General features: G+C 53.6%; 15 protein-coding genes and 1 pseudogene. 2 read left to right on the plus strand and 14 right to left on the minus strand.

What is annotated here, in order from left to right; genetic code table 11:
- Window positions 1–45 precede the first annotated feature (45 nt).
- Entirely contained in the window at window positions 46–942 is an 897-nt protein-coding gene (locus V4U84_RS26095; protein ID WP_334076183.1) for a LysR family transcriptional regulator, read from the plus strand.
- Window positions 943–949: 7 nt separating this feature from the next.
- On the opposite strand, the pseudogene hemL reads toward V4U84_RS26095, so the two are convergent.
- From hemL to V4U84_RS26130, 7 genes and pseudogenes are all read right to left on the minus strand, one after another.
- Window positions 950–2,262: pseudogene (gene hemL, locus V4U84_RS26100) on the minus strand (glutamate-1-semialdehyde 2,1-aminomutase).
- A 405-nt stretch (window positions 2,263–2,667) separates the two neighbouring features.
- Complete coding sequence (gene trxB / locus V4U84_RS26105; protein ID WP_334076184.1) at window positions 2,668–3,618, minus strand: thioredoxin-disulfide reductase; 951 nt, start codon at window positions 3,616–3,618, stop codon at window positions 2,668–2,670.
- A 180-nt stretch (window positions 3,619–3,798) separates the two neighbouring features.
- A complete protein-coding gene (locus V4U84_RS26110) occupies window positions 3,799–5,742 on the minus strand; it encodes a heavy metal translocating P-type ATPase (RefSeq protein ID WP_416367301.1) in 1,944 nt (647 codons plus the stop codon).
- Between the two features lie 230 nt (window positions 5,743–5,972).
- Entirely contained in the window at window positions 5,973–7,340 is a 1,368-nt protein-coding gene (locus tag V4U84_RS26115) for a hypothetical protein (RefSeq protein ID WP_334078210.1), read from the minus strand.
- Window positions 7,341–7,533: 193 nt separating this feature from the next.
- Window positions 7,534–8,826: a homocysteine synthase gene (locus V4U84_RS26120; RefSeq protein ID WP_334078211.1), complete on the minus strand. Its 1,293-nt coding sequence runs from the start codon at window positions 8,824–8,826 to the stop codon at window positions 7,534–7,536.
- Between the two features lie 281 nt (window positions 8,827–9,107).
- A complete protein-coding gene (locus tag V4U84_RS26125; protein WP_334076187.1) occupies window positions 9,108–11,030 on the minus strand; it encodes an FAD-binding protein in 1,923 nt (640 codons plus the stop codon).
- Between the two features lie 174 nt (window positions 11,031–11,204).
- Entirely contained in the window at window positions 11,205–12,014 is an 810-nt protein-coding gene (locus V4U84_RS26130; protein ID WP_334076188.1) for a MerR family transcriptional regulator, read from the minus strand.
- A gap of 305 nt (window positions 12,015–12,319) precedes the next feature.
- Here V4U84_RS26130 and V4U84_RS26135 point away from each other — a divergent pair, with 305 nt between their 5' ends.
- Window positions 12,320–13,582, plus strand: a complete 1,263-nt coding sequence (locus V4U84_RS26135) for an MDR family MFS transporter (protein WP_334076189.1) — start codon at window positions 12,320–12,322, stop codon at window positions 13,580–13,582.
- Window positions 13,583–13,593: 11 nt separating this feature from the next.
- On the opposite strand, the gene V4U84_RS26140 is transcribed toward V4U84_RS26135, so the two are convergent.
- From V4U84_RS26140 to V4U84_RS26170, 7 genes are all read right to left on the minus strand, one after another.
- Window positions 13,594–14,454 (minus strand): ABC transporter ATP-binding protein, encoded by an 861-nt coding sequence (locus V4U84_RS26140; protein ID WP_334076190.1) that lies wholly within the window; start codon window positions 14,452–14,454, stop codon window positions 13,594–13,596.
- The gene (locus tag V4U84_RS26145; protein WP_334076191.1) at window positions 14,451–15,305 is read right to left on the minus strand and encodes a hypothetical protein; all 855 of its coding nucleotides are present in this window, start codon (window positions 15,303–15,305) and stop codon (window positions 14,451–14,453) included. The genes V4U84_RS26140 and V4U84_RS26145 overlap by 4 nt, the downstream gene beginning before the upstream one ends.
- The gene (locus V4U84_RS26150; RefSeq protein WP_334076192.1) at window positions 15,289–15,909 is read right to left on the minus strand and encodes an RNA polymerase sigma factor; all 621 of its coding nucleotides are present in this window, start codon (window positions 15,907–15,909) and stop codon (window positions 15,289–15,291) included. The genes V4U84_RS26145 and V4U84_RS26150 overlap by 17 nt, the downstream gene beginning before the upstream one ends.
- Before the next feature lie 65 nt (window positions 15,910–15,974).
- Window positions 15,975–16,697: a hypothetical protein gene (locus V4U84_RS26155; RefSeq protein ID WP_334076193.1), complete on the minus strand. Its 723-nt coding sequence runs from the start codon at window positions 16,695–16,697 to the stop codon at window positions 15,975–15,977.
- Window positions 16,694–18,865, minus strand: coding sequence for an ABC transporter permease (locus tag V4U84_RS26160; protein ID WP_334076194.1), 2,172 nt, complete (start codon window positions 18,863–18,865; stop codon window positions 16,694–16,696). The genes V4U84_RS26155 and V4U84_RS26160 overlap by 4 nt, the downstream gene beginning before the upstream one ends.
- Window positions 18,858–19,748, minus strand: a complete 891-nt coding sequence (locus V4U84_RS26165) for an ABC transporter ATP-binding protein (protein ID WP_334076195.1) — start codon at window positions 19,746–19,748, stop codon at window positions 18,858–18,860. Before V4U84_RS26165 ends, V4U84_RS26160 begins: the two co-directional genes overlap by 8 nt.
- Before the next feature lie 277 nt (window positions 19,749–20,025).
- Window positions 20,026–21,594: an IS1182 family transposase gene (locus V4U84_RS26170; RefSeq protein ID WP_334077428.1), complete on the minus strand. Its 1,569-nt coding sequence runs from the start codon at window positions 21,592–21,594 to the stop codon at window positions 20,026–20,028.
- Window positions 21,595–21,722: the final 128 nt, after the last annotated feature.

Raw genomic sequence — 21,722 nt, forward strand, 5'->3', positions numbered from 1 at the left:
ATAATCATAGTAATTCCCTATCGGAAAAGACCGGGAGGCTGACTTATGGAACTGAAGCAATTAGAGTATTTTATGGCCGTATGCGAGGAGTTGCATTTTACCCGCGCCGCCGAGAAGCTGGGGATTGCCCAGCCCTCGTTGAGCCAGCAAATTCGTTTGCTCGAGCACGAAATCGGAATGCCCTTGTTTGATCGTATCGGTAAACGAACCCTGATTACTGAAGCCGGCAAAACATTGCTGCATCACAGTTACCATGTTTTTCACGAGTTATCCCAGGCACGCGCCGCAATCAGTGAGCTGCAAGGCCTGAAAAGAGGATCATTAAAAATCGGCACCCTGCTGACGGTAGTCAATTATTTGCTTCCCCCTACCGTGATCGGTTTTCACCGCAGTTATCCTAATATCGAGCTTTCCGTTCTTGGTTTGCGAACCAGGGATATTTTCGAGGGGCTTCTGCAAAATGAACTCGATTTGGGCATTGTCTATTTGCCGATGGAGCATGAAGATCTGGAAGCGATCCCGTTATATGAGGAAAAACTTGCCCTTGCAGCGCCTGTCAATCATCCGGTCGTCAAGGAACCGTCCGTTACGCTTGATATATTAAAAGAAACCCCTAGCGTTCTATTGCCGGGCTCCTATTTTTTGAGACAACTGATCAATGAGCAGTGCCGCGCACTTGATATAAAACCGCAGCGGATTGTGGAAATGACAACCATGGAATCCATCATCAATATGGTCGTCCAAGGCGTCGGCGTCACCATTTTGCCGAAAGGCTACCTGGATTATATCGACAATAAGGATATTCGGACGATCCCGATTAAAAATCCGGTGCTTACTACCCAAATTGGCCTTGTCTACCGAAAAAACAAATATTTATGCGCGGCAAGCCGAGTGTTTAAGGAGCAATTGCTTGCGACGGTAAAAAACGAAAACAAAAGCTAAGCAATGTTCATCTTCCCAGTTCCTCCATGATCGCTCTTAATGCCTGATCATGTGCCGTTATCGTCGTTTCGATGTCCTCGTCCGAATGAGCTGCCGATACGAACATAGCTTCAAAAGGACTGGGGGCGGTCAAAACACCGGACTTCAGCATGGCTGCATAGTACTGTGTAAATAACCGTATATTCGATAATTTGGCCGTTTCGTAATCGACGACATCATGCTCCGTAAAATAAGGGCAAAGCAGCGAACCTACCCGGTTCACCTTTAACGGAACTCCTATTTTTTCAGCATTTTGTGAGAACCCTTTAGCCAATCGAGCCGCTTTACTTTCCAAATCGTCATAAATTCCGGGCCTCGAAAGCCCTCGCAAGGTCGCATATCCGGCCGCCATGGCGAGCGGGTTCCCGGATAACGTTCCCGCTTGGTAGATGGGCCCGGCGGGGGCGATCTGGTCCATGATTTCACGTTTGCCGCCGTAAGCTCCCACCGGAAGTCGCAGCCAATCACTTTGCCTAGGCACGTGAGGTCCGGCCGGATTCCGTATAACCCTTGCGCCCCATGGTAATCCACGCGGAATCCCGTTATCACTTCATCGAAGATAAGCAGGCTTCCGTAACGCAACGTAATCTCCCGCAATCCTTGGAGGAATCCGGGCAAAGGTGGTACAACCCCCATATTTCCCGCAACCGGCTCGACAATGACGGCGGCGATTTGTTCACCGAACAGCTCAAAGGCCATTCGTACACTGTCCAAGCTGTTATAAGCCGCAGTAAGGGTATTCGCCGCGATGCCGTCCGGTACTCCCGGGCTATCCGGCAAGCCCAACGTTGCCACGCCGGACCCGGATTTGATCAACATTCCATCGGAGTGTCCATGATAGCCTCCCTGAAACTTCAATATTTTTTGACGCTTCGTATATCCTCTGGCCAAACGCAACGCGCTCATGACGGCTTCCGTGCCCGAATTCACCATACGTACCATTTCGACGGATGGCACGGCTGCGCAAATCAGCTCGGCCATCTTGGTTTCAATTTCCGTCGCCAATCCGAAGCTCGTCCCCCGTTCCGCAATTTCCCGTATGGCTTCAATCACCTGTGGATGGGCATGCCCCAATATGAGCGGCCCCCATGAGCCGATATAGTCAATGAATTCATTTCCGTCGATATCGTATATGCGCGCCCCCTTGCCTCCCGCTGCAAAAACAGGAGTCAACCCGACGGAAGCAAATGCGCGAACCGGGCTGTTCACTCCACCGGGGATTATGCGTTTGGCCTTATCGAATGCCGCTTTGGAAAACTCTTGTTTGAGTAAATGTTCCATTCATTTTAGTCTCCTTGTTAAAATTAGCTTTCGCTTCAGTGTTTCGGTTCAGTATAAATCGCGGGAAACGTATCGTTCAATACTATTATTCGTATCATTATGATAGGTTTTTCCTATGAATGTCCTAAATGCCACTAACAAAAAAGAACGCTCATTTCTGAACGTTCTTCTATTCCCTAAAACAAAGGCGCGAACAAGCGGGCAAACACTTGTTTACGGAACCCCGGTCTTGTTACAGACTCAGAAGGCCCCCTGATTATATCTATTTGAAGCTTAGTCAGCCAAAGCTTTCTCAAACTGGGTTTTATTCATCCCCAGAATACGGTGTTCGCCGATTACGGTCACCGGAACCGCTCGCATACGATAACATTCTCCATGACAGCGGGTTCTCCCCTTGGAATCCGATTAGTTAACGGCCGTCGCGGCAGTTTGATGCTCCAGGTTCTCGATGAATTTCTCGCAATCGAGCGCAGCCATACATCCGCTGCCCGCTGCGGTAATCGCCTGGCGGTAACGCGTATCCTGCACGTCGCCGCAAGCGAACACGCCAGGGACATTGGTTTCGGAGGTGCCCGGTTTCACAATAATGTACCCATTCTCATCCGTATCGATTTGTCCGCCCAGGAAGCCGGTGTTCGGATGATGTCCGATCGCCACGAACACGCCGGCCGCCGGAAGGATTTCCTCTTCTCCGGTAGCATTGTTGCGTACTTTCAGACCGGTTACGCCGACATCGTTGGTCACCACTTCAAGCGGCGTGCGATTGAGTGCCCATGCGACCTTCTCGTTGGAACGCACGCGATCCTGCATAATCTTGGAGGCGCGGAGCTCGTCACGGCGGTGCACCAAGGTCACCTTGGATGCAAAGCGCGTCAGGAAGCCCGCTTCTTCCAAAGCGGAGTCTCCCCCGCCCACAACGATGATTTCTTTACCGCGGAAAAAGAAACCGTCGCAGGTTGCGCATGTGCTGACCCCGCGGCCGACGTTATCGGTTTCTCCGGGAATTCCGAGGTATTTGGCGGTAGCGCCCGTCGACAGGACGATCGTGTCGGTGACCAGTTCCCCCAGTCCTTCCACTTGAAGCTTGAACGGCCGGGAACTCATATCCACGCTGTTCACCCAGCCGGTCCGGAATTCCGCCCCGAAGCGCTCCGCTTGCTTCCTCATGTTGTCCATCAATTCCGGTCCCAGAATTCCTTCCGGAAATCCGGGGAAGTTCTCAACCTCCGTGGTAGTGGTAAGCTGCCCGCCCGGCTGCGGTCCTTCGATAACCAGCGGGTTCAAATTGGCGCGAGCCAGGTAAATGGCGGCGGTTAACCCCGCCGGTCCGGTTCCGATAATAATCGATTTATACATATAATGAATCCTCCTTCAAGGCAGTTTACAAATACTACAACTATGAAATTAATTATGTGGAATCCCCGCCAGAGTGTCAATCATCGTACCGGAAGGGTTCAGTGAAGTTTAAATGAAGGTCTGATGAAGACGAATGCTGTATATCGCATATGGGGCAGCCCGTGTGACCTCTATGGATGGTTACCGGAGCAGGCGCAGCCCGTTTAATATGACAAGAATCGTGCTGCCCTCATGCCCGATTACGCCGAGCGGAAGCGGGATGCCCTGCACAAAGTTGCCGGCAATCAGCAAGAGAATCACCGCCCCGGCAAAAACCAGGTTCTGCTTCACGATCCGTCTGGCCCGGACCGCGAGCGAAATCGTATCTGCGACCCGTTCCAGGTGACCGTTCATCAACACGACGTCGGCCACCTCCAGGGCCGCGCCGCTGCCGCCGTCGCCCATCGCGATGCCGACGGTCGAGGCCGCCAGCGCCGGGGCGTCATTGACGCCGTCGCCGACCATCGCCGCCTGCCCGAACCGGGCGCGAAGCTCCCCGACATGGCGAACCTTCTCCTCCGGCAGCAGATCGCCGTAGACCAGGTCGATGCCCGCCTCGGCTGCCACCGCCCGGGCCGTTTCGGCGCGGTCGCCCGTCAGCATCGCCGCCGTAACACCGAGCTGCCGAAGCTGCTGCACGGCCCGCTTGGCCTCCTGGCGGATCTCGTCGCGAAGCGCGATCACACCGGCATAGCTGCCGTCGCACTGGATGACGGAAACCGTGTGCCCCGCTTCGGCCAGCCGCCGGAGTTCCGTCCGCAGCGAAGCCGGCAGCTCCGCCGCGTCTGGGTCCGCCTTCCCGATCCGCCATAGCCGGCCCTCGACCATCGCTTCGATGCCCCAGCCCGGCTGCGCCTTCATCTCCTCCGCGGCCGCAAGCTCCAGCCCCTCTTCCTCCGCCCGGTTCACAATGGCTCGGGCCAGGGGATGGCCCGACAGCCGTTCCGCCGACGCGCAGGCCGCGAGCACAACGCCCCGGTCCCAGCCCTCCGCTGTGATCAAGGCGGTCACAACCGGAGTTCCTGTGGTCAGCGTGCCGGTTTTGTCGAAGGCGACCGCCTTGACGCCAGCGAGCAGGTCCATGTACGCCGCGCCCTTGAACAACACACCTTTACGGGCACTCCGGGACATGGCGGACAGCATCGCCGGCATGACGGAGGAGACCAAAGCGCAGGGCGAAGCTACGACCAAAAACACCATCGCCTTATAAAACGTGTGCGGCCAGGACCATCCAAGCACAAACGGGGCCAGCAGAAGCAGGGCGGCGGTTACCGCCACAACGCCTTTGGCATAGCGCCCCTCCAGTTTTTTGATAAACCGCTGGGTTTGTGGGGTTTCTTGTTCCGCCTGCTCCACCATGGCGATGATTTTGGCGAACAGGGTGTTTTCCGCCGGGCGCGTGACTTCGACATAAAGCGCCCCCTCCCCGTTCAAGGTGCCCGCATACACCTCATCTTCCACGGACTTGTCGACCGGAATGGATTCCCCGGTGATCGCCGCCTGGTTCACGGCCGACCCGCCGCTGCGAATAATCCCGTCCGCGGGGATGACTTCCCCCGGCTTGACCAGCACCAGATCGCCCGAGGCCAATTCCGCGGCATCCACCTTTTTTATCCCGCTCCCTTCGACTTTCAGGGCCGTTTCCGGCTTCAGTGCGATCAGCGCGGAAATATCCTTGCGGCTGCGTTCGCTCGCGAAACTCTCCAGTGCGCCGCTGAGCGCAAAGATAAAAATCAGCATCGCCCCCTCGTTCCAATATCCGATGGAAGCCGCTCCCACCGCCGCGGCGATCATCAGCAGATTGACATCGAGGTCTTTATCGCGGATTAACGTGGCTATTCCTTCGCGCGCTTTGATGAAACCGCCGAGACCGTAAGCGGCAATATACAGCACGACGGAGAACTCGTAGGACCAATCCGAGGCTCCCCAGCCCGCCAGCATGAGCGCCCCGCTGCACAGGGCCAGCAGCATCTCCCGGTGGCGAAACAGCCGCAGAATTGATTCCCGGCGGCGCGGGTCCGGCTTTTTGGAATTCATTGTCCGGACCGGAACAGGCAGTGATTTATGAACGGCTTTAGCTTGCATTTTGATTTCCTCCTTGTTTGGGATACTTCAGGGGGAGGGCTAATTGAGAATGAAAACTATTGTTAACCCCCTTAAAATGGCACATGCTGCCCCTGGGTGGCCCCAAGGCAGCATGTAATTGAGAACGATAATCATTTTTGTATTAGGACAATAATTTTGCATTAGAGAAACTTTATGTTTATTTTAAACTCTCCCCCTCATTTTGTAAATAATATAAGTTGAACTTGATGCTAATCTTCGGGAAATACGATTTCTTTCGTTCCTACGATGACCTTCGTCTGCTCCTTGCTCACCTGTGCCTTCTCCTTCTCCGTCCCGCCTGGGCTTCGTCTTTTCTTCTTTAGAAGAACATTATAGGCGTAGTAAGTCGCTTCCTTCTCTTCAATTCCGTAGGAATCGTCACCTGTCGGCACGAACTTGTAGGATTTGACGAGCGCGGTGGATTCGTCGAGCCAGCTTACGATATCCAGCGCGCGGTCGTCCCCCGCTTCCGCCCGAATCGATCCCAAAGCCTTTCCGTCTTTGTCATAGAAATCGATCCGCTGCGGCGCGATGCTCAGATAGTCGATATCGATGTCCTTGATCCGGCCTTGCCCCTCCGGCGATGACTCCATCCAGGCAATCGAACCGGCCGGATTCCATTTCAGCTTCTCGGACGGGACGTACTTGTCCGCAGGCAGCTTGATTTTCCCCAGCGGGGTGCCGTCCATCTTATAGAAAGTTACCTTCCCACTCTCGTCGTCGTGAACAAACCGTTCCAGGTCGGGCGACGGGAACAGGGACGGGACCCCGGTCGTAGAGTGGGGAATCACCCGGAACAATCGCTCGGGAGCCTCATCTTTGCCGCCCTGCAAATCAAACACCCTCACCAAACCGAGATAGCTCTGCAAAAACAGCTTCTTCCGCCCGCTATCCCAGCGGTACTGATACATATAGTCATAGTCGTACTTGTCGTTTAACAGCGGCCAAAAGTCTTCTTTGATCCGCGTGACTTTTCCCGTTCGGGCATTAAATTCGGAAAGGTGAAACTTGCCGCCGTTATTCGTAATTTCCGGTTCGAGGAACAGTACCCGCGTCTCATCGAGCTTGACCATCAGCTGTCTAATAAACGCATTATACCGGCGGTTGTTCGTGTCCGTTATCGTCTCGCTCCACACGGTCTTTACCTCGGCTTCGCCGGGTTTACGGGACAACATCACTTTAACGGCCCCCTCGTCCCCGGAAAACACGTTGGCCATCACCAGCGTCTCTCCCTCCAGCTCAACAACAGCTCCGTTATCGATGAAGTAATCTTCTTTCAGACCGGCCGGTACCGCGACTAGCGCTCCGTCCGCATTGCGGCTTGCGTTGAAATCGCCCGACGTCCATTTGTCCTGCTGCGCCGCTGGCGGTGTCTCCGGCATTCCGCCTTGTGCTTCTTGCTTGACGTGTGCATTCGCTTTTTGAGCTTCCGCTTGCTGCGCACTCTCCTTCTTCGACGAAGATGTGTTCTCCCCGGCCCTTTCACCGCCTTTACCCGGATCGCTCGTCGGAGAGCAGCTCGCCAGCAGCAGTCCGGCGGCGACCATAGTCGGGAGCAGCCATTCCACTTTCTTCATAATATAACCTCCTATACGATCATGAAGGACCGTTAATATACCACCGCCTACAACATAAACGATGTTATGCTCCCGTTCGTTTCACCTGCACTATTTATTTACTCCGCTATTTGCTCCCATCAAAAAAAGCCACCGCCCGGGACGGACATCACCGTGATCCCGAAAACAGTGGCTTTCGCTTTATTGATTGGAATTAGGCCTGGCTTGCGGCAATCGCCTGCTCCAGGTCATAAATAATATCGTCGATCGATTCCGTGCCGACGGACAGGCGGATCAGCTCCGGATTAACCCCCGCCGCCAACTGCTCCGCCTCGCTCAACTGCTGATGCGTCGTGCTGGCCGGATGAATGATCAGCGACTTGGAATCGCCGACATTGGCCAGATGCGAGAACAGCTTCACGTTCTCGATCAGCTTTCGGCCGGCTTCGACCCCGCCTTTAATGCCGAAGGTCAAGATGGCCCCTTGCCCTTTGGGCAGATATTTCTTGGCGAGCTCGTAGGATTCATGGCTCGGGAGTCCCGCATAGCTGACCCATTCCACATGCTCATGCTGCTCCAGGTATTGCGCCACTTTGAGCGCGTTCTGGCTGTGACGCTCGACCCGCAGGTGCAGCGTCTCCAAGCCTTGCAGCAGCAACCAGGCGTTGAACGGCGACAGCGCTGCGCCCAAATCGCGCTGCAATTGAACGCGGGCCTTGATGATGTATGCGAGCGGCCCCACCGCCTCCGTATACACGACCCCGTGATAACTCGGATCCGGCTGCGTCAGCCCCGGGAACTTGTCGTTCGAGGTCCAATCGAACTTGCCGCCGTCCACGATAATGCCGCCGATGGACGTGCCGTGCCCGCCGATAAATTTCGTGGCCGAATGAACGACGATGTCCGCGCCATGGTCAATCGGACGAAGAAGATACGGGCTCGGGAACGTATTGTCGACGATCAGCGGCACCCCGTTCTCGTGGGCAATTGCCGCCACGGCCTCAATATCGAGCACGTCGCCTTTCGGATTTCCGATGGTTTCAGCAAACAGGGCCTTGGTTTTATTCGTAATGGCGGTGCGGAAGTTTTCCGGATTCGAAGCATCCACAAACTTCACTTTTATTCCAAGCTTCGCCAAGGTATTGGCGAACAAATTATAAGTCCCGCCATACAAGGTGGACGAGGAGACAATTTCATCCCCGGCGCCCGCAATATTCAAAATCGAGAAGGTAATCGCCGCTTGTCCCGACGCCGTCGAAAGCGCCCCGACCCCACCTTCCAGCGCGGCAACGCGTTTCTCAAACACATCGTTCGTCGGATTCATAATCCGCGAATAAATATTGCCGAACTCCTTGAGGCCGAACAGGTTAGCCGCATGTTCGGTATCGCGGAAACCGTAGGAAGTCGTTTGGTAAAGCGGAACCGCGCGGGAATATGTGGTTGGATCGATTTCCTGACCCGCATGAATCGCGAGGGTTTCCGGTGCAAATTGGCGTTCTTCTGACATGGGTGACTCCTCCTTTAAATGGCTTTATGAAGTTTGTTCATCATATATTGCTCACTATTCTCTCACATAAAATGTGATTTGAAAATAGGAAATCCGATAAAAAAACTGTGAATTAAAATAACGCACCGTAATAGTCCCCGGTTATCCCTTGGCAGAGAGATTTATGGCTTGCTGTTTGGCGGCATAATCAAAACGACGGCAGATCAAGCTCCGAGGAGAATAGGAGCTGGCTGCCGCCGTACAATTTTACTTTATATAAAAATCCTTCAGCCCTCGCTGGTCTATAGACCTAACGCTTCCGCCGCAGCGCTTTCCCCACCTAGACGACCGGACGTAAAGGAATAGCCGAGTCCGACCCCATTGCCCACGTATGTATCGTTGAACAATACGCCCTCGGATTCCAAACCGACCGCATACAAGCCTTTGACCGGTACCCGCTTGTCATTCAGCACTTGAAACTTTGTGTTGACCAGCAGCCCGCCGACCGAACCCAAGTTGTTGACCTCGGCGATCACTGCATAATAAGGACCTTCCGTTCCCATCGGCAACAGATATTCCTTGGTCTTCCCGAATTCCGTATCGGTCCCCGTTTTGGTGGCTTCCGCATAGTTGTTGAACGCTGCGCTGAAGACCTCAACATCCATGCCGGCGTTTTGGGCCAGTTCTTCAACCGTCTCGCCTTTGTAACCGTCCCCGTTCTTCACCATCGATTCAAACACACTCTCCGCGTTGTCCCACGGCTGCTCCAGCGTAAACCGATCCTTGAAATCGGCATAGAACTCCGGCGGCATGCCGGGAAGCTGCGGCGCTTTAACCCCCTTCATACCTTTTGAGGTAAGGGCGTCCAATTGCGACTTAGACACGATCACCAAATGGTAAGGTCCGTTAAACGCACTCGTATTGGCAGCCGCTACGGAAGTGAGCGTAGCCGCCTCATCCCGGAATCTTGCCCCTGAGGGGCCGACGTTCATGAAATTAGGCAGATAGGACACCATCAGCGGATAACTGGCTTCAAAGGAAGAATATTCTTTCTTCAACTTCGCCGTCGCTCGAGCCAAGGTCTGGTGAAGCATCTGACCGCCGAAGTTGTCCGGAACCTTCGCTCCGGCTGCCCAGGCCATTTTCAGCCCCTCGCCCACATTTTGACCCAAACCTCCGTTGACGCCTTCAAAACCGAAGCTCTCCTTGACCATTTCCTTATTCCCGGCATATCCACCGGTCGCCATCACTACGCTTTTTGCTGTGATTTCCAAGGTGGTACCGTCGGTTTTTACCGCTTTAACGCCGGTCACCTCTCCATGATGCCCGGTCATGAGTTCTTTGGCCGTTGTTTCCGTCAAGACTTGTCCGCCATGCTGTTCTACGGATTCGGCCAACATATGACGCAGCAGCTTCTCCCGGGTTTCGTAAGCCGGCAGCATATGCAACTGCTCCCCGGCAAAATTGATAAACGTAGTCTCGTAGCCTTTGCTCTTCAGCCAGTCGTAAGTTTCACCGGATTGTGTGACGTACTGTCGGATCGCCGCCGCATCCACTCTCCAGTGGTTATTGACAATCCAATCGGCGATTTCTTTTTCCACGTTTACTTTCACGCCGTTTTCCACAGCGACCGAGGAGTTGTAGAACTTCCCTGCCCAGGAGAGGTTGCTCGCCCCGCCAATAACGCCGGTCTTCTCGAGAATGATGACCTTTGCTCCTTTGTCGGCTGCCGTTACGGCCGCCGACACCCCTGAGGCTCCGGCACCGACTATAACGACATCCGCTACTAGTTTTTCCGTTTTGCCTTCGCCGGCCTTTTTGATCTTAGCGGCTTTCAGCGTCTCCAGATCTCCCCCGGCCTGTTTCACCGCGTCTTCAACCGCGGTTAACAAGGCCTGACTGGAAAGGCTCGCTCCGCTGACCGCGTCGACGGACAGGGTCTGTCCTTCAAGAATTTGATTTTTGACCTGTTCGATCGCGTTATCTCCCAAACCCGCGGTTTCCGTTTGACTGATAACCTGAATATCCTTGATGCGGTCCGCCTGCTCCATGGTCACTTCTACCTTGATAGTTCCGTCCTTTCCTTCGGCCTGTCCCGTATATTTGCCCGCTTTAAATCCGCCGGAGGCTTCATTCACCTTATCCCCTTGACAACCACCCAGCACAGCTGTAATCAGCAAAAAACAGCAGCTGAGTAAAATGACTTTCATCCATCCCTGTTTCATTTGATTCTTCCCTCTCTTTTTACTCGTTCTGATTGAGTATCTTTAAACAGCCTAATAATGTGATTTTTTTCACTTATAATGGTGCACTAAAGTTGCTCCACCCACAGGCTACCCCTGAAGTTTAAACCTTAGTGCAGCACCAAGGTCAAGCGAAATCGCCGGTATAGTTCCGCGTCAAACCGCCATATATACTTTAAGATAATACCAGGTTTGGTTCTCCCGTTTTTCATTCACAATAATCCGTCCGACGATGTCGCCCCGCAAACTATATCCGTTATTCCGCAAGTAATCGAACATAAAGCTTAAAGATGATTTCGATATATTCTCTTTCTGATGCACCCGGATCGAAGCGGAGATGCCGATGGCCGGAGGCAAATATTCCGCTTGTTCCGGCACGGTTACTTCCAAGCTTCGCACATCGTCTTCCATCAAGGTTAATCCCCAGTTGTAATCCCAGTCATCCTGCTCGTCCGCGTCCGTCTCTCCCGACTCGATTCGGAAGGAGTAGAACGTAAACGGAAGCATATCCATCCAGGTAGTTACATCCCATTTCAGGGCATCGTTTCTCAACAGGCGGTTCTTATTCGTTTGCTTTAAACGGTACATGCCAGGTCTCGTTTTAATATGGCATTGATTCATCGTAGCCTCCAGAGATTCAAGGTCCCGGCAAATTTCGTCGATCTTTCCCAGGAGCATGGTGCTTCTGCGAATCTGAGTCTGCAAGCTATGACGGCTGTCGCCCACTTCCTTCCTAATTCTGTCCAACGTCGACTGCTGCATCATATCCGCCACGCTTTGTAAGGGCAACTGCAGGCTCCGATACCAGCGGCTCATCAAAAGATCCCTCGCATCAAAATCATCAAAATACCGGTAGCTGTTCTTCTCATCTTTGCTGGGCTGGACTATATTGTGCTTCTCATATAACCGTAACGTGTCCCGCGTGATCCCGAGCAGAGCCGAGAATTCGCCAATATTGTATTCCATCCTTCATGTCCCCCTTTCCTCCTAATCTATGGACAACTCCCATCATACAAGAGGGGATACGTGAGATAATATAACCGTGTTCACAACCGGGCCAAGCGCTAAAAAAAGACGCTTCCTCTGGAAGCGCCTCTCACATCTAAGAACTTACGTTCGATTTATGGTACATTTCAAATAAAGCTACCGCTATTCGCTTTTCATAATATTAGTATAATTCATCACGAATTATAAGTCTATACTTTGGACGGGACTTATTCTATATTTTGTATACCCGGCCGGGAATTTTCAGCTATAAAAGAGGAGATTCGGTGCAAATACGTTTATGGGATCTAAACTTGAAAGTCCGGTTGATGGGGGAAGGCTTGTTCAATATGCTGTTTTGGATGTATTTCCCCTTTATCACCGTCTATTTTGCAGAGGGGATGGGCACGCATACCGCCGGCCTGCTCATGTCGATACCTCCGTTATTCAGTATGATCGGAAGCCTGCTCGGCGGCGCCCTGACGGACCGTTTGGGAAGGCGCCCCGTGATGCTGGCGGGAGCTCTGCTGCAAACGCTTATGTTTGCCCTGTTCGCGGCCTCCCCTTCCCACTGGGTCGACTATGCCGCCTTTATTGGCATCGGCATCGGCGGCGCGATCTACAGACCTGCGAGCACCGCCATGGTCGCCGATCTGGTCCCGGATTCCGACCGCCGTCAGATTTTCGCCACATTTATGACGGCTAACAATATCGGCGCCGTATTGGGGCCGGTAATGGGAGCGATTTTCTTTTTTGAATACAGACAGGAGCTGTTGTGGACCTGCGCTGCCGTGCTGCTGCTGTATTTTGCCGCCATTTTTTTCATCGTTCACGAAACGAAGCCTCCCGGGACCCAACGCTGGGCATCGGCTCCATCGGCTCCCGCTTCGATAACCCGGGTCCTGTTCCAACAATGGAAGGAATATGGCGTCATTTTTCGGGATCGGATCTTTCTGGTTTATATTCTGGCGGGAATTTTCGCGCTGGTACCTATCATGCAGTTGGATCTATATATGTCCGTTTACGTCATTCGCGATGTTCCCGCCCAAGCTTTGCTGACCTGGAAAGAAGGCTCCCTGCTTCTCACCGGCAAACAGATTTACGGCTGGCTGCTTGGTTTCAACGGGCTGCTGTTCGTACTGTTCATACTGCCCGTAACCAAATGGTTTCGCCATTGGCGGGACCGGAATGTGTTCATCCTTTCTTCGCTGCTTGCCGGTTTCGGCACTTTTGCTTTAGGGCTCAGCACCAACATCTGGTTTCTGTTTCTGGCTACCCTGGTCTTTACCTTTGGGGAAATCGTGCGATCGCCGGTAACGTTGAGCTTTATAAGCCGCTATGCGCCCGAAGAAGCAAGGGGACAATATATGGGAGCGGACAGCTTGCAGAACACCATCGGTAAGTTTTTGGCCCCGGTGACGGTTTTTTTGGCTGGTTTCGTGCCGCCGATGGGAATATTCAGCCTCATTCTGGCCTTTTCCCTAATTAGCGTCGGATTGTACTTCGTACTGTTTAAACTGTATCGGGAACCGACTTCGTCCGCGGAGTGAGCCGTACGTTCTTAACGCACCACGCGGTCCCGTCCGTACTGGCGGACGAAGTAAGCATCCTCCAGGGTCGGCTCCGCCAAAGTCAAACCCGGGAAAAGGCGGCTCCCGCCGATCAGACGAACATGAATGCCGTCCGCCATCTCACGGAAGTGAATTAAATTCCCCGGGGGGCAGTTCTCGAACTGCTCCCGGGTTACAAGCCCCTCCCAGACTTCCAAAGGCAAGTCTCCGTTCCAGCGGCGACTTCCTCCCTCATAACCGATCCTTCCCCGGTCGAGCCAAATGACATGGTCTGCCGCTTCGTCCCATTCATTCATTTCGTGGACGGCGGCGACGACGGTTCGTCCTGCGGCATAACGGGACAAGTAGCTGATCGCCATTTTCCGCTCGGCCGTATCCATCGCATTAAGCGGCTCATCCAGAAACAGAAAATAAGGCGCGGCCAAGAGGGCTTGAGCCAGAACGATGCGGCGGCGAGTCCCCAGCGACAGCGTTTTGATTTTTTGATTCCGGTAAGGAGTCAGGCGAAAATCGGACAGCAGCGCCTCGATCCATTCCCGCTGATACACGCCCTTCAGTTCCGCCAAATAGACAAGGAGCCGATAGACTGTCATTTCCTCGTACAGCTCGATCTCGGCCGGCACATAGCCGATTTGGCTCCTGAGCAGCGGCAGATCTTCGGCGGCGGACCGCTGGCGGTACAGGATCTCCCCCTTCCGGGGCAATTGCAGTGTAGCCAGAAGCTCCAGCAGCGTTGTTTTTCCGGCTCCGTTGGCTCCGACCAGAAGCGTCAGCCCCGGGGGAATGCGGAGCTTTCCGATTTCCAGGGTCAGCTCCCCCATAGGGTGGCGTACATTTTCCAGCATGATCATCCCCGGTCTCCCCCGTCCGGACCGCCGTTCATTCGCAGGCTGCGGTAGTAGGAACGCAGGAGCAATAGTACACCGACTAGCAACATAAGCCCATCCACCGCGGCTTTAGCGTCCAACGTCCATCCATGCGACCGCGCATACTCCTCCAGGACGAACCAGAGGATATAGGCGGCGGAGGCTGCTCCGCAAGCAAGGTTCATGCCTTTGCGAAACAACACGTACATGGCCGCTCCTGCCGTCATCATGGAGATCCCGAGCCATTCCAGCAAAAAGGGAATAAACGGCAGCGACGCTTCCCCCGCCCACGAAACGCGCAGCCCGACAATCACCGAGCTGATCAGCGCCCAGCTCAACATCAGCGCGATCACCATAAGCATTCTGCTGTAGATCACCAGCGCCGGCGGGTAAGGGGTAATGCTTTCCACGGCCCGCATCCCGCGGTCCCAGGTGCGATAGCTGAACAGCATCGAAGCGATCAGCATAAGCGGTGTGATGACCGGAAACAACCCGCTCGGAATAGAATCCCCGAACAGCAAAACCCGATAAGGGTGCTCCGGATCGATCAGCAAAATCAGCATAAGAAAAACAGCGGAACCGGCCAGGATCAGCGATTTACGGTTTAAGCGGAACTGGCTCCACAGCAGCTTGCGCAGGGAAGGCGCTTCTACCTGCGGGTTAAAATCCAGCGAAGGAGAAGCCGCTTTGGCTTTCAGTACGTCGAACTCCGGCTGCAGAGAGGCAATCAATGCCGCGGTTTCCGAAGGGCACGGCGGCGGTAGGACGGCTTGGCGCAGCGGCTCGGACAGTTCCTTTTCCAACTGGGCCAATTCACGATCAATGGAGGGGTTCATGAGGATACACCTCGCTTTCTTGTTTTTTCTTTATTCGCCTTCCGAAGTCGGAGGAGGAAAATTCCGATGATTTGGACAGCGCCCGCTTCAGCTTGCGCAGCGCTCCGTACAAATGGGATTTGACCGAGCTTAGCGGTATTTCCAGCATCTCCGCAATCTCCTGCAGTTTCAGTTCGTGAAAAAAGCGCATCCGTACGATATTCTGCTGGACCTCGGGCAGCCAGGCCAGCGATTCGGCGATTTGCTCCACCGCTTCCTGCCTCTCCAGCAACTCTTCGGCTCCCGGAGAGGGGTCCGTATCTTCCGGCATCTCGTCGGCCGCCGCATACTCGGAGCGGAAAGAAGCGCTCCTCCAGTAATCCCGGCACAGATTCAGCGCCACCTTGTACAGCCAGGGCCGGAGCTGATCCAGCGCCCCGTTCCTTTCCAGATGCCGAATCAGCCTTATAAACGTCTCCTGCACCAAATCCTCCGCTTTCGCCCGGTCTCCCAGTTGCTGCGTAATATAGCTGAGCAGAGGCCCGTGATACCGGGTAACCAGCAGCTCGAAAGCTTCCTGTTCCCCTTGGGCCATGCGCTCCGCCAGTTGTTGATCGGAAATCATGCCTCTCCTCCTCTCCCGTTCCTTGTCGTTTCAATTTATATTTCTTTCATCCCGTCTTCTGCCGTTTATTCTTCTTCCTCAACAATCCAGCGGTCCCTTTTCCCGATCAGCCATAGCGTGAACCCCAGCAATACCCCGGCACCCGCCAGCAGAACAAGACGATTGACCACAAATGAGCCGTCCATGGGAAGAAACTCGACATATAGCGTGAATCCCTTCAATAGTTGGCCACTGCTGATCGTATCTAAAACCCAGACAGAAAACCCGAATACAAGTCCGCCATAAGTTTTTCGGAAAATAACCATCCCGGCCAGGGTCAGGGAAGACAGCAGCATGAACGCAGGCAAATTCTGCAGCATAAGCGCGGGAATTCCCGTGCTCAGCTTGCCCCCTTCTCCCCCGGACCAGGGATACATCAACGTCTTGATCTCTCCGAACTTCGCCAAGTAAACAAGCATCCATCCTACATTCAATACGGAGGCGTACACTAAGGCCAGCAGCCATTTCCGCAAGGCGATCAAGCGAAGGGATACCGGGTAAGTGGCTATCACATCCATCCCCCCTCCTCCGAGTTCCCGTTGGAACATCACGAGGGTCAGCATGATAACGAGGGGAAACATGCCCATCTCGGAAAAGTAATATACTGTTCTTGGCCGGTTCGGATCGCCGGTCAGAATGCTGATCAAGTACAGCAGAAATATCAAGACGACCAGTCCGGCTACAGGCTGCTTTTGCAGCTTGAAGTCAAAAGAAAGGCCCCGACGGAATTGGTCCAAAGCCGTTTTCATTGGCCCATCACCCGCTTCCATATCCGTTCCCATTCGGTATAAGGTATTTTACCCTCTTCGCCTGCGGCTTCATCGTTCGAATTGCGAACTTCCAACCCTTTCGCGTAAAAAACGTTAAGTATTTCCTTGACCTGCTTGTATTTCCCCTGATCCAGCGCCTCGGCCACTTGATTCATCATGCGTAATCCCAAGCGATCCGGATCATTCTCCTTCTCATTGGAATATAACTCGTAAATCAGATAGGCCCCCTCTTCGCCTTGCGCTAAAGTCTCGGCGCTAAATCCCTCTTCTTCGCGAAGATAAACATACCACATCAAGGCGCGAAGCTGGAGCCGAATATCCTCCTGGACGTTCCGGTTGGGATCCTCGTCCCGCCGGCTGCCCAGCAGCATTTCATTCATCACCATCTTGGCCAAATATTCGGTATCGAGAGCGTTCGGCATAATATAGGCCTGGTTCTCCACGCTGTAACTGATATAACTGTAACTCGGCAGATACAGCAGTTGAGTCAACCGGGGTTTAAAATGGTCCACCCAGCCGGTAAAATACCCGTACATGTCCTGCCAGCGTTGCAGCACCAGATTTCCGAAACGCTGATCATAGGGGGACGTCACCACCTTCCCCGGAAAACCCGGTTCGGTCAGTTCCGTAAAACTCCCGCCAAACAGGCTTAGCCCATCCCTGATTTGTCCCTCAAATAGCTGCGCGCCTTCCTGCCGTTTCGTTTCCGGAATGCTCGTATATAACGGATATGCGAAGCCTTCCGCCTTCAGTTTCAAAGAGGTGTTTCCCTGAACCAGCATTTGGAAGACGGAGCCTAATTCAATGCCAGGACTTTTTTTGCCGTGCCGTGTCTTTACGTAAACGGATTGATAACCGGGCAGCGGATACCAGGCGATATATCCCGGAAGGAACAAGCTCTTTCCTTTGGCAAAAGCATAGACGGAGCCTTGCCCCTGGAAGCCCGGTGCATAATCGAACAGGGTTCCGCCGTAGGCGACCTCAACTTTAAGCGCGGCATCCCCGGCCTCGGGAAGCTGAATCGCCAGCCGCTCGCCATTATGGGTGAAAGGGGCGGATTCGCCGTTTATCTTGGCCTCCTTGACCTGAAAGCTCCGGTTTAACGTCAGATGTATCTCGCTCCGCCCGCTCAACTCCCCAGCCGGGATATCAAGGACTGCCTGTAGGTCCAGAAAATCTCCCTTCCGTTTTTTCAGGGTAATATCATAGCCTTCGATGGCAAACATATCCGTCTGCTTCCCTTCGGGAGCGTCCTCTTCCATCATTTCCAGTCCCGGATCGGCCAGCTTCGCCCGGTAACCGTCGTACCGCTCTTTCCAGATCAGCCCGTAAGGGACAAACGCGCCGGCCGCCAGCAGCAGGGCGAGTCCTCCGGCCGTCCACACCGCCAGCTTGTGCTTGGTCGGGCGTATCCGGTCCAGCACCGTTACGCCGACCGCCAGCAGCAGGAGCGTAAAGGAGAGCACAAACGTACGGGAATAAAACAACTCATTCCCAAGGACATCAATCCCCCAAGCGTCAATCGGCGCTCCCTCCGTAATAAACAGCCGGTTCAAATGAAAGGTCCGCAACAGGTCGAGGCCGGCTTTATCGATCAGAAAGATATCCGTAAAGAAGGTGCCGAACATCCAGGCGCAAAAGCCGATGAGATAGACGACCCGGTTCGGAATCGCAATCGCCAGCAGCATGGCCAAGGCGAAGGTAACCAGGTAGGACACCTCATATGTCATGGCAAAAAAGGTTGTATACTCGCGGGTAATTTCCGGAAGCACGCCTTGACGTCCCGAAAACCAGGCGTATAGGCCCGCGGCCGCGAGCGTAAAAAGGGAGCAATAGAGTACACCGGCCAAATATTTGGCGGAAACTTTGGTTCCGTATGAAACCGGAAGCACCGCGCTCCATTCATAAGAGGGCCGGCGGATATCCCGGCGGACACTCAATATGCCGAGAAACATAACCAGTCCCAACGTCATGATTTGAATTAACGCGTGCATGTTGTAGGCTTCCTGAAACAAATTTTGATCAGGAGAAACCCGACTGAGCGTCCACCCGTTAAGCAGGGCGAAGAACACGGGCAGTGCCGGCAGCCACGGATTGCGAAAGAGCATCGCCAATTCAAAACCAAATTGCCTCCCCCACTTACTCATAGCTGTAGGCACCTTCCTTTGAGCCGGTCCGCAGCAGGGCCAGGTATCCATCCTCCAGGGTAGGTCGGACCTGTACGGCGCCGGAACCGGCCGGAGAGGCGTCGCCGATGATCCGGCAGCGCAGTCCATCCTCCGTCCGGCGTGTCGAGACGATCGACATCGGGTCGAGTCTTGCGAATTGCTCCTCGCTGACGACTCCCTCCCACACCTTGCCCTTGCCATACTCCTGCAGTTCGGACAAGTCGCCGGTCATTCTGACGTGCCCGCGGTCCAGGACGGCGATCTGGCGGCAGTTGCTCTCGATATCGGCCACGATGTGGGTGGAGAGCAGCACGATCCGCCCCAGACTGAACCGCGTCAACAGGTTACGAAAACGGACGCGCTCCTCGGGATCAAGTCCCGCCGTAGGCTCATCGACGATGAGCACCTGTGGCGATCCGAGCAGAGCCTGGGCGATGCCGAGACGGCGTTTCATCCCGCCGGAGTAAGTTTTTATCCGTTTCCCCGCCTTATCCTGGAGATTGACCTCCACCAGCAGGCGCTCGATTTCCCGTTTGCGCCGCTTGGGGTCATTTATCCCCTTCATCGCCCCCACGTAGTCTAGATACTCGGTTCCCGTCAACTGCGGGTAGACCTGAAACTGTTGGGGCAAGTAGCCGATGATTTTGCGGATATCTTCCGCTTTGCGCAGCGGGATTCCGTTGATCGACGCCCCGCCGGAGGTGGGCTCCACCAGGGTGGCGAGAATCCGCATCAGCGACGATTTTCCCGCTCCGTTCGGGCCGAGCAAGCCCACCATCCCCTCATGGAGCGTCAGCGTGACATCGTTCAGGGCCAAGCCGCCTCTCCGGTATTTTTTGGATAAGTGTTTAATTTCTATCATGAACATCCTCTTTTCCCAAAACAAATTCGATAACTCCGCGCGGATCGTATCTGTACCTGTAACGGGAAGGCGGACAAAAAAGTTCGTGCGACGATTAAAAAAATCAAACTGGAAATATTACAAAAAACCATCCCCCGGCAACGGCTGCATTATGCATTATGCGTTAAGGTTCCGAAGGATGGCGTTTACCCGCCAAAATCAAAGAGGCTGTCCCAAAAGTAAACTTTGGAACACCCTCTCCAACAAAATAGGATGATATTTGTAAAAAAAGAAGGAGCTAAGCGGGCTGTTTTCGCTTAGCTCCTTCTTTTTTGGAGTCTACGGCGGCTTTCTTAAGCAAATTGTGGGCAAGGGAAAGCCAGCCGACCTCCAGACTTACTTTTTGTAAGCCTCGAAGCAGAAACCTTTTAAAGCCTCGGTTGTTCTTCATATCGCCAAACACAGGTTCCGGCTCGATCATGCGCCTTACGGCCAAGGCATAACCTTCTTCACTGCGGAGTTTTTGCCTTGCCTGGCTCTTTAACCGCAAATACTTCATACTAACTTTGATCTCACGATCACCCTGGGCTTGTGTACACTGCGGCTTTAACGGACAACCCTCGCAGCCGGAGCTTCGGTAATGTCGGTATTCGATTTCATACCCACTTTCTGTTTTCTCCTTACTCCCTCTCCGGAAATGGAGCGTTTGCCCAGCCGTGCATGTCCATGTATCTTGTTCGCTGTTATAGGTCCAATTGTCGATTTTACTAATATCCTTTTGCCATGCCTTACTCTTTTCGCGGTGATAGGTGCTGTATTTGACGATGGCTTCGACTTCATTTTGCTCCAGGTAGTCATAATTCTCTTCACCACCATAGCCCGCATCGGCGATGACGGTGCCCGGGAGCTTTCCTAACTGCGATTTTAACTTTTCAAGATGCGGGATGAGGCAGCGCGTATCGGTCGGGCGCTGGTGTAAACTGTAACCGACAATAAATTGATTTTCGGTGCCGATCTGCACATTGTATCCCGGCTTGAGTTGACCATTTCGCATGTGGTCTTCTTTCATTCGCATAAATGTAGCGTCAGGGTCCGTTTTGCTGTAGCTGTTTCTAGTACCTAAAATTGCTTGTTGTGTTTCGTACTTTTGAAGACGCGGAAGCAAGTCCTTACGGAGGGTGCGCACCGCCTTCTTGAGCGGCTTGTCTTTCGGTTTCTCCCGCAGGCGCTCTTCCAATTGCTTGACTGCTTGCTCCAGCTTCTCACTGGTCATAGTAGAGGACTCACCCAGCTCGAGAAGATCCCGACCTTCGTGAATTCCTTCTTCTTGCTTCTCCGCTTCCTCAATGGCTTCAAATAGGGTCTGGACTTTCTCCTGAAGCTTGGCTTTATGCTTCACCATAGCCTTCCCCCAAACAAACGTATATCGGTTGGCATTCGCTTCAATCTTAGTGCCGTCTACAAAATAATGCTCCAACTGTATGTAGTTCTCCTCTGCCAGAAACTGAAGAACGGCAGTAAACACAGTCTCCAGTGTGCTTTTCATTCGTTCTGATCGAAATCGGTTGATGGTACGGAAGTCTGGGCGCTGACGACCCGCGATCCACATAAACATGATGTTTTCGCGGACAGCTTTGGCGATCTGGCGAGAGGAATAGATGCGCTGTGTGTAGGCGTAAATGATAACTTTGGTGAGCATTTTAGGATGGTAGCTGTCTCGTCCGCCTCCAGGGTAAGACGGGTCGAAGATAGCGTCGTCGAGACGATTTACGGCGGCGTTAACCACGCGAACGAGATGATTTTCGGGGATATCCTCTTCTAAATCCATTGGTAAACAGAGTTGATCCATGGTATATTGAATGTACAAAAGAAACCTCTCCTTTTGGGTAATGGTTGGTGGTACTTCCATTTTACCAAAGAGTGGTTTCTTTTTGTTTGACAAACTAAAAGAGGTTGCCCCTCAGTCATCTATGATGACTTTTGGGACAGCCTCTT

This window comes from Paenibacillus sanfengchensis (assembly GCF_036864765.1).
Lineage (GTDB): Bacteria > Bacillota > Bacilli > Paenibacillales > Paenibacillaceae > Fontibacillus > Fontibacillus sanfengchensis.